Genomic DNA, 16,215 nt, shown 5'->3' with positions numbered 1-16,215 from the left:
ATTAAAATACTATCAGATAGTGGTGAGACGGAGCACGCCCCGTCTCTACAAATAAATAAATAGTAAACGGATTAAAAACTAGTAATCTATCTATGGAACGATTCGCAGCCATTGACTTTGAGACCGCTAATGGAAAGCGGAGCAGTATTTGCAGTATAGGTATCGCCATATTGGAGGATGACTGGGTAGTAGATAGCATTTATACCTTGGTACGTCCTACCCCTAATTTCTATACCCGTTGGACTACGGCTATACATGGGTTGAGCGCTGAGGATACGAATGACGCGTTATGTTTTGAGGAGGCTTGGGAAAGCATCGCCCCGAAACTAAAGGATCTCCCCCTTGTTGCCCATAACAGTCCGTTTGATGAGGGATGCTTGAAAGCCGCCCACGAGGTATATGACTTAGCCTATCCGAAATATCCCTTCTATTGCACTTGCCGTCTATCCCGGAAGATGTACCCATTTCTGGTAAATCATCAGTTGCAGACAGTAGCCGCCCACTGCGGTTACGACCTTACCCGACATCATAACGCCATGGCCGACGCTTACGCCTGTGCCCATATCGCCCTTACGATGATGCGGGAAAAAGAGGTCGATACCTTGGAGGCGCTTATGGCTTCCTGCTACTCTAGGTAACTATGGGGTGTTTTTCCCGGCTATTTTATCCACCACGACAGCGATAGCGCCATCTCCCGTCACGTTGCAAGCGGTGCCGAAACTATCCATGGCAATATAAAGGGCGATCATCAACGCTTGCAGTGTCTCATTGAATCCCAGCATACTTTGCAAAATACCCAAAGCCGCCATGATAGCCCCTCCCGGAACCCCCGGAGCCGCTACCATCGTAATTCCCAGCATCATGATAAATCCGCTGAAGTTGGAGAAGGTAACCGGTTCTCCCGCCATGATCATGATAGCCATAGCGCAAGCTACGATCTTCATGGTGCTACCTGCCAGATGGATCGTGGCGCAAAGCGGTACGGTAAAGATCGCTATATTCTCCCGTACGCCATTCTTGACAGCCTGCGCCAGTGTCACGGGAATCGTGGCGGCGGAGGATTGGGTCCCTAGAGCCGTAGCGTAGGCCGGTAACATATTCTTCAAGAGGCGGAGCGGATTCTTCCCGGCTATGGTTCCGGCTATCGTGAATTGAATCAATAACAATAATACATGTAAGACAAAGATGACTATGATAACCTTGAGGAACATCGTGATAATACTCATGACTTGTCCGCTCACGGTCATGTTCAGGAAGATACCGAAAATATGGAGCGGTAATAACGGGATGATAACCACCTCGATTAGCTTAATGATAATTTCCTTGAAATCCGTGAAAGAGTCACGCAGGGTGGTTCCTGCTATATTAGAAAGCCCTAGGCCAATCGTAAAGGATAGCAGCAAGGCTGTCATGACATCCATTAAAGGCGGCATATTTACCGTGAAGTAGGGTGTCAGCATGAAATCTTCGGGATTCTCCATCGCCGTCAATTCCGTGTTGGTCGGTAGTATGTGCGGGAATATAGCCGATCCGCTCAGGAACGTGAAGAAACCCGAGAAGACTGTTGAACCGTAGGCGATCAAGGCGGTTATCAACAATAGCTTTCCGGCTCCTTTACCCAGATCTCCGATAGCGGGAGTCACCAGCCCCAATATGATTAGAGGGATGGAGAACGATAGGAAGTTGCCGAACAATGAATTGAAGGTTACAAAGATACGTGCGATTCCTCCCGGTAAAAACTGGCCGAACAATACGCCGGCGGCGATAGCGATAACGACTTTAGTTAACAATGATACTCTGATCTTCTTCATGGTGTTGCTTTATTTTGAAGCCAATGGCGGCCATCGTAATACTCATCAACGGACTGATCAGGTTAAAGAAGCAATAAGGAAGATACGTCAGGGTCGCTACGCCTAATATCGTGGCTTGCGTCATGCCGCAGGTGTTCCACGGTACCAGCACGGACGTTACGGTTACGGAATCTTCCGTCGTACGGCTTAACAGGCGACTCTCATATCCTTTTTTCTTGTAGATATCCTTGAACATATTTCCGGTAAGGATAATAGATATGTATTGATCGGCCGTAACGATATTCAAGAATAAACCGGAGAATACGGTAGACGCCACCATGCCGACCCTCCGTTTCATAAAGCGCAGGAATACGGACGTAAGGCTTTCCAGCATACCGCTGGCCGTCATGGAACCACCGAAGCACATGGCGCAGATGATCAGCCAGATCGTATTCATCATACCCGCCATACCCCGGGTGGCGACCAAGCTGTTCAAGGCCTCGTTGCCCGTATCGATTTGGGTACTCCCGTAGAATGTCATGAATAATCCCTTAAACAGGGAGGAGGCATCCGCTACCGATGCTCCCGCTACCTCTTGCAATAAATGAGGCTGGAAAAAGATTGCGAGCACCCCCGCCATCGCTGTCGAGATAAACAAGGTGATCAAAGACGGTACTTTCTTGGCGATTAATATACCCGTTACCACCGGTACGATCAGTAGCCAGAGCGAGATATTAAAACTTTCGTTCAACGAGGCGGCGAACTCGGCTATTTGTCCGGAGGCGTTCGAGGTATGCGTAAAACCTGCTATGGTAAAGATAATCAACGTGATCACCATAGAAGGTATTGTCGTAAACATCATATACCGGATATGGGAGAACAAAGGGGTATGCGTTACGGAAGAAGCTAATACCGTCGTGTCCGAGAGCGGTGAGATCTTATCCCCGAAATAAGCGCCCGAGATAATCGCCCCGGCTACCCAACCCGTAGCGAAGCCTTGTGCCTCACCGATACCCATCAAGGCGATACCGATCGTGGCGATGGTAGTCCACGAGCTACCGGTCATAACGGATACGACAGCGCAGATCACGCAACAAGAGGCCAGAAAGAAACTCGGATGGATGATTTGCATCCCGTAATAAATCAAGGTCGGGACGATACCGCTGATCATCCAGCTACCGGATAAAGCGCCAATCAACAATAGGATAATTATAGCTGTGGCCACTCCCAATATGTTTTTACATATCGCCTCTTCGATATCACGCCATTTGACTTTACAGAAGATCATGGCCAAAAGGGAGGCTACCGCCGTGGTGGTAAGTAATACGACTTGGCTTCCGCCGCTCAACGCGTCGCTGCCAAAAGTGCGTATGGTTACAAACAAAAGAGCTACCAGCACGAGGATAGGCACTAGTGAAAGTAGAGGGGAGGGCATCTTCTTAAGATGATTTTCCATTGTTCATTCAGTCGCTTAAATAATGATGGTGCGAAAATACTAAAAATACCTTGAATAACGCTATGAATTATAGATTGATTTCCTTATTTCACAGTCTTTTGGACGATCTTATAACCGGTTGCCGCTATAAGAATGCTCATAAACGGGCTGACGATATTAAAGATGCAATAAGGGAAATAAGTCCAAGTAGATACGCCAAGGATTGTAGATTGTGTCATACCGCAAGTCGTCCACGGGATCAGCACGGAGGTGACGGTGACGGAGTCTTCCGTTGTCCGGCTAAGCAGGCGGCTCTCGAATCCCCGTTGCTTATATACTTCTTTAAACATTTCGCTGTTCAGGATGATGGCGATAAACTGGTCCGCCGTGCAGATGTTCAAGGATAATCCGGATACGACGGTAGAGGCGACCATGCTGGTACGGCCTCGCATGAAATGCAAGAAGATACGTGTGATGCTTTCCAGCATGCCGCTAGCGGACATGGCCCCGCCGAAACACATGGCGCAAATGATCAGCCAAATCGTGTTCATCATCCCGGCCATTCCCCGGGTAGAGACTAGAGAGTTCAGGGCCTCGTTGCCGGTCTGTATCTGCGTGCTGTCATAGAAAGTCATCAGCAGGCCTTTGATATAGGCGATAATCCCGCTATCCGTGATCCCGGAAATCTCCAATAAGGCGTTTGGCTGGAAGATCAAGGCGAATATTCCGGCGAGTATGGAGGAGGCGAAAAGCACCACGATCGAAGGTGTCTTCTTGGCGATCATGATTCCGGTAACGATCGGTACGATCATAAGCCAAGGCGTGATATGGAACGAGCCTTTCAAGGCTTCGGAGAAAGCGGCTATCTGGGATGCGTCCGCTGCCTCCCTCGAGAATCCGGCGATGCTGAATACGATCAGTGTGACGATCATAGAGGGAACGGTCGTATAAAGCATATACCGGATATGCGTGAAAAGGGGCGTGTCCGTTACGGAGGCCGCCAATACCGTAGTGTCTGATAACGGCGACATCTTATCCCCGAAATAAGCGCCCGATATAATCGCTCCCGCTACCCACCCCGTACTGAAGCCTTGTGCCTCGCCAATCCCGATCAAGGCGATCCCGATGGTGGCGATGGTAGTCCACGAGCTACCCGTCATGACCGATACGATACTGCATAGCAGGCAACAGGCCACGAGGAAGAAATCCGTTTGCATGACTTGCAACCCATAATAGATCAAGGACGGCACGATCCCGCTTACCATCCAACTGCCCGATAGGGTTCCGATCAATAAAAGGATGATGACAGACGGTGCGATCCCATAGATGTTACGGGCGATTTGCCCCTCGATATCTTCCCACTTGATCTTGCAATGAAAGACGGCGATCAAAGAGCAGATCGAGGTGGCTATCAATAAGACGATTTGGCTGGCTCCTCCAAGGGAATCGCCCCGGAAAATATAGATGGCTACGGCCAGCATGATGACTAATGTCACTACGGGTAGTAAAGAGATCGCGATGGAGGGTGTCCGGGGCTTTTCTGCCATGGGTTTATTCACGTCGTTTGTTATTTATCATGGATAATCCGAATAAATTCTTTATACGGACTTGCCTTGTGTTATCGATTCTAATTAATTTCGCTGCAAAAATAAAAAAGGATTTGGATAGGAGGGTAACTTATGGTAGTAAATAATCGGTTAGGCTATTTATTTGTCTTTTTGGGGATGAGTATGGCGCTATATGCCCAGCGAAAGACGGAAGTGATCCGTTATGGCGATCTGGATCAGTGGGTGGTACGTAAGATCACGGAATCGGCTATTATCGGGAAGGAGACAAAGACACTTTACTGCGTTGGCCCTACGGATACGATTATCGGAAATAGACCTTTTGAGTCGAAAGTTTCGCCTTGGGGCAGTTCTAACGTGATGGCTAGGGTGAGCGGGATTACGAAAGCTAGCGTCAGTGTCTACCCCGAAAGACGGGATGAGGGATATTGCGCACGGCTGGAGACGGGTATAGAATCGATCTCGGCGATGGGTATCATGAACGTGAAGGTGTTGGTCGGGGGATGCCTCTATCTCGGCCGTTTTCTGGAACCGGCGAAGAATTCTTCGGAGACGTGGGGACAGATCGTTTGCGGTATCCCGTTTCACCAAAAACCTACGTCCTTGTTATTCGATTATAAGGTGAAACTCTCCGGTGATCCCAATCGTATTAAATTGAGTGGTTTTAGCAAGAGATCGGAGGTAGATGGCATTGATATGCCTTTGGTGAATCTCTTTCTTCAGAAGCGTTGGGAAGATAAGGACGGGAACATATATGCTAAGCGTATCGGTACGCTGGTAATCCGGATGGATAAAAATACGGATTGGGTAAACGATGCCAATTTCACGATCTTATACGGCGATATCACGAAACGTAGCGATTATAAAGAATATATGGGGTTTCAACTCGGAGAGTCCGCTCGTTATAGCTTGAACAGCAAAGGCAAGAATGTGCCCATCCAAGAGATCGGCTGGGGAACGGAGGACGATGAGGTAACCCATATGATCTTAGAGTTCTGTTCCAGTCACGGAGGCTCATACATAGGGTCTCCGGGAAATACCTTTTGGGTAGATAATATCCGGTTGGGATATTGAACCTATTATCGTTGAAACCCTATGGTATTTGTCTCCGGTCTTGATACAGAAGCCAACAAATGAAGCGTAGCTTGTTTTATTCTATGGTTTCGTGATCAGAATATAATAGTCTGATATTAGCCTCTAATATTCTGAATCCACTCCCATGATCGTGCGGCATACCATATTTGGGGCCAGATTTATAGCTCCCGATTCTTATATCATACATTATCTTCCCATCGGTTAAGAGTGATATAAAACGCTCAAATGATGGCTCTGTATATATATCGGCTTTATTGAAGTAGAAGAGTTCCTTACCTCCTTCTTTTTTCGTTTGGGCAGTTACATATAATAAGTTCTTTAGCTTCTTTGTTAGTGCTTTTTGAATGTCTTGATAGGTGTAACCTACGCTACAATCTAACAGCTCTTTTGTATTTAAGTCAAATACTCCTATTAATATTGTCTTGGCGACAGGGTTGTTTAGGAGTTTAAAAGAATATTTCTTCATATATGTGTTATAGCTATTTGCAAACATAGACGTATGCAAGCTATTTATAGATGGTGCATCTTCATAAGGTGTTCCAAATTTATCTTTTAAATAAGCATTCGCACGTTTGGGAAATGAGGGGCTTTTCGTGAATAGGGTAACGTAAGAGCATGAAGCGCCGCGATGAGATTTTATTTCGAATCCAGCTAAATCGGGCTCGTCTAAATTGTTCTCGACAACTCCGATGTAATCTTCAAATGTTTTTCCAATCCCAGTATTGTTGGCTCTATTGCTTGGAACATATTCCAAGGATTTAACCTCTTTGAACTTTGAAATAATAAAATCCTTATTCTCCATAACGTATTATATTAAATATGAGTAAGTCAATAATATCTCTATCTTTGGAAAAATCTTCCTCTGATATGAATAGCTGTTCTATGGTAATGTTGAAATAGTGGCATATTTTATAGATCTGACTAAGGGTGTACTTATGTGGAAATTTAGGGCTTTCTATACTCCCTATTAAGCCCGGAGCCACTTCGAGGAGATTCGACAACTCTTTTTGGCTAACATTGTTGGCCTCTCTTAGCTCCTTTATCTTAAGGATGATTTCAAGTTGATACTCGGTCTTTCTAATCATTATTGTTATTTTTGCCCAAAAATATAGTTTTATATATGCTTATGTACTCACAATATGTGAGCAATTGAGTATATTTGCACTCACATAATATAAGTAAGGAAGGTATGTACAAAAGAACGATTGATAATAGGTGGAGTTTTAAGGATGCCGATACCAAAGAATTTACTCATTGCTATCATGCGTATCCTGCGATGATGATTCCCCAAGTAGCAAGAGCTCTAATAGAGGAATATAAGCCAGAGGATGGAGTTGAGCTACTTTTTGATCCATATATGGGAAGCGGTACATCGTTAGTTGAGGCTTCTATAAAAGGTATAAATGCGATAGGAACAGACCTTAATCCATTGGCTAGATTGATGAGCCATGTAAAAACAACCCATTATGATTTATCTTGTATCAGAGATACTTTTTCAATGATGCAAGCCTTGTTCTTTGAGTATTCTGAAGATAAGGTCAAGAATAAGAACTTCGATAATATTTCTAATTATACTTATTGGTATTCCAGAGATAGCCTTTTGCGCCTTTCTTATATTTATCAAGTAATTAATGAATGTGTGGCTTTGGATTTCGCTGATTTCTTTAAAGTTCCTCTTTCCGAGACTGTTAGAGAGGTATCGTTTACGAGGAATGGAGAATTTAAGCGGTTTAGGATGAAGGAAGAGAAAATTAAAGACTTCAAACCGGATGTCTTTCGATTGTTTGAAGAAAAGGTTATAAGAAATATAAATGGACTTGAGGAGTTTAATAGTATAAAATATCCATGTAATATAGGTATCTATGACTTTAATAGTTCTATAGAAATCCCTTCCGATATAATACAGCCGAATAGTGTTGATATGGTTGTAACCTCTCCGCCTTATGGCGATAGTAGAACAACCGTTGCTTATGGACAATTTTCAAGGTGGGCAAATGAATGGTTCAATTTTGAAAATGCTAAAACACTAGATAATCTCCTAATGGGGGGACGAGTTCAGAAAGAGGAACTTTTTGAGACTAAAAGCATTAAATCTGAACTGGACGAAATAAAGAGCATTGACCCAAAGAGAAATTTGGAAGTGGTCTCGTTTCTTAATGATTATAGCTGTTCTATAAAGAATGTCGCGTCTGTAATAAAGAGTGGTGGAGTCGTTTGTTATGTCGTAGGGAACAGAACGGTTAAGGGGGTTCAAATTCCATTAGATTACTTTACTGCTGAAATGTTTGAGAAGAATGGTTTTACACATATCGATACTATTGTTAGAGAAATACCTAACAAAAGGATGCCTTCCAAAACAAGTCCTACTAATGTGGCAGGGAAGAAGGTTAGTACGATGTGCAATGAATATATAGTCATATTGGAGAAGAAATAAGGAAAGAGGCTGTTTTATTTGACTGAATTGATAGCCAATGGCTCCCTGTGTCGAGTTCTTTCTTTTTGACAGTTTGTAATCTTAACGCCCGTAGAATTGATTATTGCGGGGGAATGTACAGTCTACTCTTAAATTTGAGTTAAAATATATTTAATCGCTTGTTGGATAGTTGGATATCAAAAGATGCTCTTTTGTTCTAGCGAAACTAGCTCATCCTAATTCCTATTTTATGGGATGAAAAACCTATCTCAATGGGTTACGATAGGGAAGTGACAGGGTTATGATGGCTATTCTTGATAGTTCACGACCCTATTCTTGACTATTCACGATGCCCAACGGCACTATTGGCGTTGCCAAACACGACCGATAGTGTAGGCTTTTGTCGATACTCGTGTGTAAAAAGTAGTACTTTGCCGCATAAAACGCCGCTTACAACCTCCTTTTTCTCATTATCTTGCCTCTTTTACGAATAGCCTATGTCACGATATGCGCTTTATTTCAGTCAAAAGGATTGTATGAATGCTGTTTTACTGACAGGGAGATTCGCAGGAAATAGTCTGTATTGGAAGTAAAATATAAATAGATAATTGAAAGTAGAAATGAATTGTTCTTTTAATGTACGCTCGTACATTAATGTATAGTTAAATACGTTGATATTTGAGAATTTTTTATGGGATAGAAACGACTAGTTTAAACGATCGATTTTTCTAGTCATTTGCAAAGGTACGCGTTTCTTCGACACTTACAACCCTTCCGCATTATTTTTTTATCGCTTATCCTCTTTCTTATCAATAGGATAGGTTATCCTTTACGAAACAACGGATTCTTTCAACAAATCTCCTGTTTTGGCACTAAAAAAACGCAAGATTTAGACGATCGTTTAGACTAGTCGTTTCTCACATTCTATTCCATCGCACATAAAATATACATCACCTATATAGTAGTATAACCTCTATGCGTATTGCATATATTATAATGTACGAGCGTACATTATATATTATCTATGTCGTTGACTGATTATCAATTCTTCTTTCTAAATCCAAATAAGCATGCTTATCGGATAAGGTGAATTTGAATATTTCCAGCAGATACACCGAGCATTATCCGCCAACAGTATTATATACGGATTATCAGCATATTACATTTACAACTAGATGTAACGCTGTTTACTTCCATATGTAAATGACTTTACTTCTAGAGGTAAACACTTTCGTTTCTACTATATGTAAATACTTTCGCTCTTGCATGGAAGCGCCTCGTTTACGCTTTTATTGGTCAAAATAACGACTATCCTATGTACTTGAACTCTTTTTTCATAAATTTGTCGCTTTATAATAAACTGAGTAAAAAATGAATACACACGAACTTTGCTGCGTAGGACACATCACCTTGGATAAGGTAGTAACACCTAAGAACACCGTCCATATGCCGGGAGGAACCTCCTTTTATTTCTCGCATGCGATAAAACATTTCGATGATATCGACTATACTCTAGTGACAGCCTTGGCTGAATCTGAGATGAAAACGGTGGAGGAACTACGAGCCGAAGGTATCGACGTTGCCGTGATGCCAAGTAAGCACACCGTTTATTTCGAGAATATTTATGGAGAGAACCAAGATAACCGTACGCAACGTGTATTGGCGAAAGCAGATCCTTTCACCGTGGAATATCTGGAGAACATCAACTCTAAAATCTTCCACCTTGGTAGTTTGCTTGCCGATGATTTCTCTTTGGAAGTGGTAAAGTATTTAGCGGGGAAAGGCTTAGTATCGATTGACTCGCAAGGGTATCTACGGGAAGTAAGAGACAAGGATGTATTTGCCGTGGATTGGCCAGAGAAAAAAGAAGTACTTAAATACGTGCACTTCCTCAAGGCTAACGAACATGAGATGGAGGTGTTAACCGGATATACCGATGCCGTGAACGCAGGAAAAGTTATCTACGATTGGGGCGTGAAAGAGGTATTGCTGACTTTCGGAAGCATGGGATCTATCATTTACGACGGTTCCACTTTCCATAAAATCCCCGCTTACATACCGAAAGAAGTAGTAAACGCTACCGGAGCGGGTGATACTTATATGACAGGATATCTCTATAAACGTGCCAAAGGCGCAAGCATAGAAGAAGCCGGATGTTTCGCGGCAGCTATGACAACATTGAAAATCGAAGGAATAGGCCCATTCAACGGCACTAAGGAAGATGTGTTGCGATGCTTAGAGACAGCGGAACAACGAATGCCTGAGTAGTTGAAAATTGAGAATTGAAAATTATTCGCTCTCTCCTAATTTTCAATTCTCAATTCTCTATCTTTAATTATTCTTGAATGCTTTGCAGAATGTAGTCATTAGCAAGATACAAAGCCCTAACAAGCCGACCACGATATAAGCGTATTTCATATTGAAAGCCTGCGAGATCGCTCCGATCAACAAAGGTGCGATCAATGAGCCGATAAAACTGATGCTAGAAAGGATTGTCAAGGCAATTCCCACCGGAGTTTTCGATTTAGCACCCACCAAGCTATAAATAGTAGGCACCATACACGAGATACCCAAGCCTACCAACATAAAGCCCAAGGAATTCACGATCACCTTCACCGTCATCGATTCGAACATTCCACCCAACATGGCTGAGATAAAGAAACCTGCAAAAATAAAGAAACCCGCTAATTGCAATACCTTCTGCTTTCCTAAAACGCTATAGGCGGAGTTCGTGAGAAAACGGCCTACCGTCATCATCACCATGAACACTAAGAAACCGATCTGCAAGGATTTAGGAACTTGTAGTACCGATTCGAAGTAAAGTCCACTCCAATCAAACATCGCACTTTCCACCACCAAGGCAAACAGTCCAACGATACCTAACTGGATCAACAGCATTTCCGGCTTACGGATAAAGCTCAACAATGCCGGAGCTTCTTTCTTCTCCGCTTCCTTCTCTTCCTCCGGTGATTCAACCGCTACGTCTTCCTGCAAATACTTCCGGCTTACCAAAACGATCATCACAATCAATAAAGCAATCAACGTAAAATGCCAGAACGGAGTAACACCGGATACGATCATGATAAACCCGATCAAAGCCCCTAAACAAGCCGCCAGACTCCAACCTCCATGAAATGAGGCCATAATCGTACGTCCATAGAGCCGCTCGATACCAATCCCTTGCGTATTCAAGGATATATCGCAAAGATTCCAGAACACCCCAAAACAGAATAAATAGACACCCAGCAGATAAATATTATGTGCCGTACCGATTGCGAATAAGGCCAAGGCATATCCCAACACACTGGCCTGCGCCATAATACGGCTTCCCAACTTCGACACCAAATAACCCGCTAACGGTATCGCCACAAACTTACCTACCGGGATCAGGAACAAGACCAAGCCCCAATAGAAAGCGTAATTCACCTCAAAGAAATCCTTCACGTCCGGAATACGGCTAGCCCAACTAGAGAAACAAAGACCTTGCGCTAAAAAGAAAGAAAGCATCGCATAACGAACCCGTTCCTTGGGAAAAGCGCTACCCAATGGAGTATTCATTTTTTCATTCATTATCATTTACTTTTATTGTTATCATCTATTCGAGAAAGAGGCACGAACCCCATTCCTCCGCAAAGCTATCAAATATATCCTAATCCCCTAAGTCCTAAAAGTAGAATTTATTAGGTAGATTCCCTAATGAAAAGTATATTTGCGAAATATGCACAGGAATGTTGACTAAATCGAGGATGATATGAGAAGCTGGATTATCTTTTTAGGATTATTATTTACCACATTCACACAGGCACAAGTTATTACGGGAAGGGTTACGGACTTAAATAACCATCCTATCGAACTAGCGGTCGTGATTATACAAACGAACGATTCAGTATATGTAAACTCCACCTATACGGACTCTTTGGGCTCTTTTAGTGTCAAAGCGGAGATATCCCCTTTCCTCTTAACCGTCCAGCATCTGCTGTATGAAACGTATCAAAGCACTTATGACTCACTTACGATAGGCAATATACAACTGAACGAGAAAAGCCAGACGCTTTCGGAAGTATCTGTTACCGGAGAGCGTCCCTTAGCCAAGGTCGTCGATGGTAAAATAACCTACAGCATGCCGCATTTGCTAAAAGACAAGATGGCCGCTAGCGCTTACGAGGCGATCCTAGAACTACCGGGAGTGCGGGAACAAAGCGGGAAAATACAACTTGCCGGAACAAATGGAGTCACGGTTATCATCAATGGCAAGACCACCAATATGGGTGAGAGCCAATTGGAGAATCTGCTTAAGAATATGCCCAAAGAACGTATTCAAGAAGCAGAGATCATGTATAGTGCTCCACCCCAATATCATGTACGCGGGGCCGTGATTAATCTGGTCCTTAATAACAGTACTTCCGAGACTCCCAAACTGCAAGGACAAGTCAATGCTCTATACAACCAAGGGCATTACGCTAATTACCAAAGTGGCGCTACTCTCGTTTACAACACGCCTAAATATTCTACCGATCTCATGTACTCCTTCGGCTATCACAGGGAACGGACAGGTGAGGATATCTTATCACACCATTTATTCGATGGTAAGACCTACGAGATCGAGCAATTCGACAGAGGACATACCCGGCTCCCAGTCCATACCATACGCCTAGGCAATGATTGGTTCTTGAACGATAAGAACAAACTAAGCTTCGCCTATACCTCAGAGATCCAGCAATGGACTCATCCTTTCACCTCTTCTGTAGGAACCTATTCGGATTCCGAAAACAGAAAGAAATCCGACAAACCGATCCAGATGCATAATCTGGCGCTCGACTATGCCTCCGGGTTCGGCCTTAATGTAGGGATTGATTTTACCGCTTACATCAATCATACGACACAATATTACCAAGAGAAGAAAGCTGGGAAAGAAGATGCCTTCAACGCTAAATCACAACAAGACATCCGTAGGCTCTCCGTCTACGCGGACCAGAACCATAAATTAGGAAAAGGCTGGATGCTCAACTATGGGACAAAATTCAGCTTCGCCTCAGACAAAAGTTCTCAGGTATATCATTCACTGCGCGAACACGATTGGTCCATCTCTAATAGTTACAGTAAACTGGATGAATATGTATATGATTTATATACCGGCTTTTCCAAAAGCTTCTCTGATAACCTATCCGTAAACGCCTCTTTGACCGGAGAGTATTACAAACATAAGGAGATTGATTATTGGAGCTTATTCCCAATGATGGAAATCACGTACCGAGCCCACCCCAGCCACATCCTGCAATTATCCGTTTCTTCAGACAAGACCTATCCCAGTTATTGGGAGATGCAGAACACGGTGTCTTATCTGAATGGATATACCGAGATACAAGGTAACCCGGATTTAAGGCCGTCCAGACTCTACTCTGCTCAATTGAACTACATCCTAAAAAACAAATACATTTTCACGCTATACGCAAATTATATAGACAATAATTTCAACCAGCTCCCCTATCAATCCTCCGAGAGACTAGTTCTTATCTATAAGACACTGAATTTCGACTATTCCAGTAAGCTAGGCCTAAATGTAATGATACCATTCAAAGCCGGCTCCGTGCTTGATTCCAGATTAACGTTAAACGGTTATTATGACAAGATGAAATGTGATAATTACCATGATATAAGCTTCAATAAAGATAATCTGGCATTCTATGCCGAATTAAATAATACGTTCAACATCTCATCGAAGCCTACTATCAAAGCGGAAGTATCCGGTTCTTATATTACCCGCAACATTCAAGGCCCAATGACGATCAGCAGTATGTATAACGTAGACGCCGGCTTGAAATGGATCTCCCCCAACGGCAAAGCGGAGATCTCTTTAAAAGTAGATGACATGTTTAATTCATGGGTCCCAAAAGATCTTAATCTCCAATACAAAACACAAGACTTACATATGCGTATGATCCCGGATTCCAGACGAGTCTCCTTATCCTTTATCTATAAATTCGGAGATTTTAAAGCAAAAGAGCATAAAGAGGTGGATAGTTCCCGATTCGGGAAATAAAAGTCGATGGTCTATACTACGCTTTCAACCTATATTCAGACGGGGTGACATTAAACTTCCGCTTAAAGGCCGTACAAAAATGCGCTTGATGTTCATAGCCGACCAAGCCGGCAACTTCCCCTATTGATTTATTGGTATCCAAAAGATAGTGAATCGCTATATTCATACGATAATCAAAGAGATAGTTAAACACGGTCGTCCGGAACGCTTCTTTAAACCCCGCTTTCAAAGTACATTCATTAGTTCCGACACGTAAAGCCAAATCATGTAATGAAGGCGGGTTCAAATATTCGGAACATATAATATCCCGGGCCTGATAAATTTTATCCCGATCGGAAAAGCCTACTATCTTTGCGTTAACCGGTTCTTTACCTTCCGTCTCCCGCATAAATAAAGACAAGCACTCGGTTACTTTTGCTTCGAGATACATTGGCGAGGCATTTCCCATCATCTGAGAGACCTCAAGATCATTCAACGCCACAGATAAAGCGATTGGAATCGAGAGATTCTTGGGAGCGATAAAGAAAGTCTCCCCCCTGCCGAATCGCAAATAAGCACTCCCGAAGTACTCCGTATAACGTTCCGACAAATGTTGGAAGAAATCCGGCGACACCAGAATACTTGTCATACCAAAAGTATCTCCTTTACGGAACAGATTCCGCTCTTCCTTGATACCAGAACTTACGATCATATTCGTATACCCTTTCCGCCAAATCCGCTTATCCCGTGTCTCCGACAAAAAGCATTCGACGATCCCCTGACGAACAACAGAAAGTCCCATAAACGAGTTACCGACATTTAGGGAACGCATGCAACAATCCTCCTTGCAATAGATCTGGTATCTTGTCACATTAAAATCCCTGCATCTGAAATCACTGATACGATAGGTCAATAATTTGTTCTCCGCCTCCCAACAGTTCTCTTCTAGCCCTCCTGAACGATTGGTAGAAAAATAACTTATATCCGGCATTTCTAAAGCGATCGTATCTCTTCCACGAGATGAGAGTTCTATGTGTACCATTTTTCCGTTTGATTAAAATACACTTCCTTCTTGCGTAAATAAACCAAAAGCAAAGATCCCATCTTTGTACCGGATAATCAATCCCTATAAATAGGTATATTATGAATAAAATAAAACCAGAGATAAAGGATAACATCGCGGAGACCTTGTTTATTCCCTTACTATCACGCGCTCACGAAAGTCACCGGAAAGACGCGATATTAAAAGACCCGATGGCATGTGAGCTTGTTGAGAAAATAGATTATGATTTCGCCAAGTTTGGTAAAATCACGATGAGTACTACCGGAACCGCTATCCGCCTACGCCATTTCGATCGTTTGGTCCAGCGATTCATCGACCGTAAGGTAACTGAAGATCCGGTAGTGGTATCAATCGGTTGCGGATTAGACAGCCGTTTCCAACGTGTCTCCAACCATAACCAAGCGACCTTCTACGAACTAGACTTACCTGAAGTAATCAATTTGCGTGAAAAGCTATTCCCTGCCTCCGCTAAAGATCTCACGATCAAAGGCTCTATGCTCGAGACGGACTGGATGGATATGTTGAGACAAAAACATCCTCACGGCCGCTTCCTTTTCCTCGCGGAAGGTGTAATGATGTATTTCAATGAGGAACAGGTAAAATCTGTTATCCAAAACCTCGCCCAACGCTTTCCCGGATGCGAGATATATTTTGATTTCGTCAATAAATGGGCCGCCCGCAACTCCGACAAGCATGAATCGGTAAAACGGACAAAAGCCCGTTTCCATTTCGGACTAAACGATCCGCACACAATCGAGCAATGGTTCCCCAAGCTCAAACTGATCGAACGATTCTAGGCTCACCCGATAAACCTGGGGGATTAAGCATACAGCTT

The 16,215-nt window shown here is 43.3% G+C and carries 13 protein-coding genes; 6 read left to right on the top strand and 7 right to left on the bottom strand.

What is annotated here, in order from left to right; translation table 11 throughout:
* The first annotated feature begins 92 nt into the window (after positions 1–92).
* Positions 93–638, top strand: a complete 546-nt coding sequence (locus DWX33_RS21245) for a 3'-5' exonuclease (protein WP_036611673.1) — start codon at positions 93–95, stop codon at positions 636–638.
* Here DWX33_RS21245 and DWX33_RS21240 read toward each other — a convergent pair whose 3' ends face one another.
* The 3 genes from DWX33_RS21240 to DWX33_RS21230 form a co-directional block, all read right to left on the bottom strand.
* On the bottom strand, positions 639–1,811 hold the full coding sequence (locus DWX33_RS21240; RefSeq protein WP_057327989.1) for a dicarboxylate/amino acid:cation symporter: 1,173 nt from the start codon (positions 1,809–1,811) through the stop codon (positions 639–641).
* Positions 1,780–3,246, bottom strand: coding sequence for a Na+/H+ antiporter NhaC (gene nhaC, locus DWX33_RS21235; RefSeq protein WP_122381004.1), 1,467 nt, complete (start codon positions 3,244–3,246; stop codon positions 1,780–1,782). The genes DWX33_RS21240 and nhaC overlap by 32 nt, the downstream gene beginning before the upstream one ends.
* An 83-nt stretch (positions 3,247–3,329) precedes the next feature.
* A complete protein-coding gene (locus DWX33_RS21230; protein WP_036611664.1) occupies positions 3,330–4,772 on the bottom strand; it encodes a Na+/H+ antiporter NhaC family protein in 1,443 nt (480 codons plus the stop codon).
* A 132-nt stretch (positions 4,773–4,904) separates the two neighbouring features.
* Between DWX33_RS21230 and DWX33_RS21225 the strand changes: the two genes are divergently transcribed.
* On the top strand, positions 4,905–5,864 hold the full coding sequence (locus DWX33_RS21225) for a PCMD domain-containing protein (protein ID WP_122378493.1): 960 nt from the start codon (positions 4,905–4,907) through the stop codon (positions 5,862–5,864).
* A gap of 76 nt (positions 5,865–5,940) precedes the next feature.
* On the opposite strand, the gene DWX33_RS21220 is transcribed toward DWX33_RS21225, so the two are convergent.
* Both DWX33_RS21220 and DWX33_RS21215 read right to left on the bottom strand, forming a co-directional pair.
* On the bottom strand, positions 5,941–6,687 hold the full coding sequence (locus DWX33_RS21220) for an MvaI/BcnI restriction endonuclease family protein (RefSeq protein ID WP_005860943.1): 747 nt from the start codon (positions 6,685–6,687) through the stop codon (positions 5,941–5,943).
* The gene (locus DWX33_RS21215) at positions 6,677–6,970 is read right to left on the bottom strand and encodes a helix-turn-helix transcriptional regulator (protein ID WP_005860945.1); all 294 of its coding nucleotides are present in this window, start codon (positions 6,968–6,970) and stop codon (positions 6,677–6,679) included. Before DWX33_RS21215 ends, DWX33_RS21220 begins: the two co-directional genes overlap by 11 nt.
* 104 nt (positions 6,971–7,074) lie before the next feature.
* On the opposite strand from DWX33_RS21215, the gene DWX33_RS21210 reads away from it, so the two are divergent.
* Both DWX33_RS21210 and DWX33_RS21205 read left to right on the top strand, forming a co-directional pair.
* Positions 7,075–8,319: a DNA methyltransferase gene (locus DWX33_RS21210; protein ID WP_122378492.1), complete on the top strand. Its 1,245-nt coding sequence runs from the start codon at positions 7,075–7,077 to the stop codon at positions 8,317–8,319.
* Positions 8,320–9,669: 1,350 nt separating this feature from the next.
* Positions 9,670–10,566 (top strand): PfkB family carbohydrate kinase, encoded by an 897-nt coding sequence (locus DWX33_RS21205; protein WP_036614664.1) that lies wholly within the window; start codon positions 9,670–9,672, stop codon positions 10,564–10,566.
* Positions 10,567–10,629: 63 nt separating this feature from the next.
* Here DWX33_RS21205 and DWX33_RS21200 read toward each other — a convergent pair whose 3' ends face one another.
* Positions 10,630–11,868 (bottom strand): MFS transporter, encoded by a 1,239-nt coding sequence (locus DWX33_RS21200; RefSeq protein ID WP_081031961.1) that lies wholly within the window; start codon positions 11,866–11,868, stop codon positions 10,630–10,632.
* A 181-nt stretch (positions 11,869–12,049) separates the two neighbouring features.
* On the opposite strand from DWX33_RS21200, the gene DWX33_RS21195 reads away from it, so the two are divergent.
* The gene (locus DWX33_RS21195; protein ID WP_122381003.1) at positions 12,050–14,338 is read left to right on the top strand and encodes an outer membrane beta-barrel protein; all 2,289 of its coding nucleotides are present in this window, start codon (positions 12,050–12,052) and stop codon (positions 14,336–14,338) included.
* A gap of 16 nt (positions 14,339–14,354) precedes the next feature.
* Here the strand turns inward: DWX33_RS21195 and DWX33_RS21190 are convergent, their stop codons facing one another.
* Positions 14,355–15,359 carry an AraC family transcriptional regulator gene (locus DWX33_RS21190; RefSeq protein ID WP_005867345.1) on the bottom strand — a complete coding sequence of 335 codons (1,005 nt, stop codon included), beginning with the start codon at positions 15,357–15,359 and terminating at the stop codon, positions 14,355–14,357.
* 101 nt (positions 15,360–15,460) lie between these two features.
* On the opposite strand from DWX33_RS21190, the gene DWX33_RS21185 reads away from it, so the two are divergent.
* Complete coding sequence (locus DWX33_RS21185; protein WP_233570218.1) at positions 15,461–16,177, top strand: class I SAM-dependent methyltransferase; 717 nt, start codon at positions 15,461–15,463, stop codon at positions 16,175–16,177.
* Positions 16,178–16,215 lie beyond the last annotated feature (38 nt).

This window comes from Parabacteroides sp. AF19-14, from assembly GCF_003635485.1.
Taxonomy (GTDB): Bacteria; Bacteroidota; Bacteroidia; order Bacteroidales; family Tannerellaceae; genus Parabacteroides; species Parabacteroides distasonis.
This window is presented reverse-complemented; position numbering and strand designations above follow the sequence as displayed.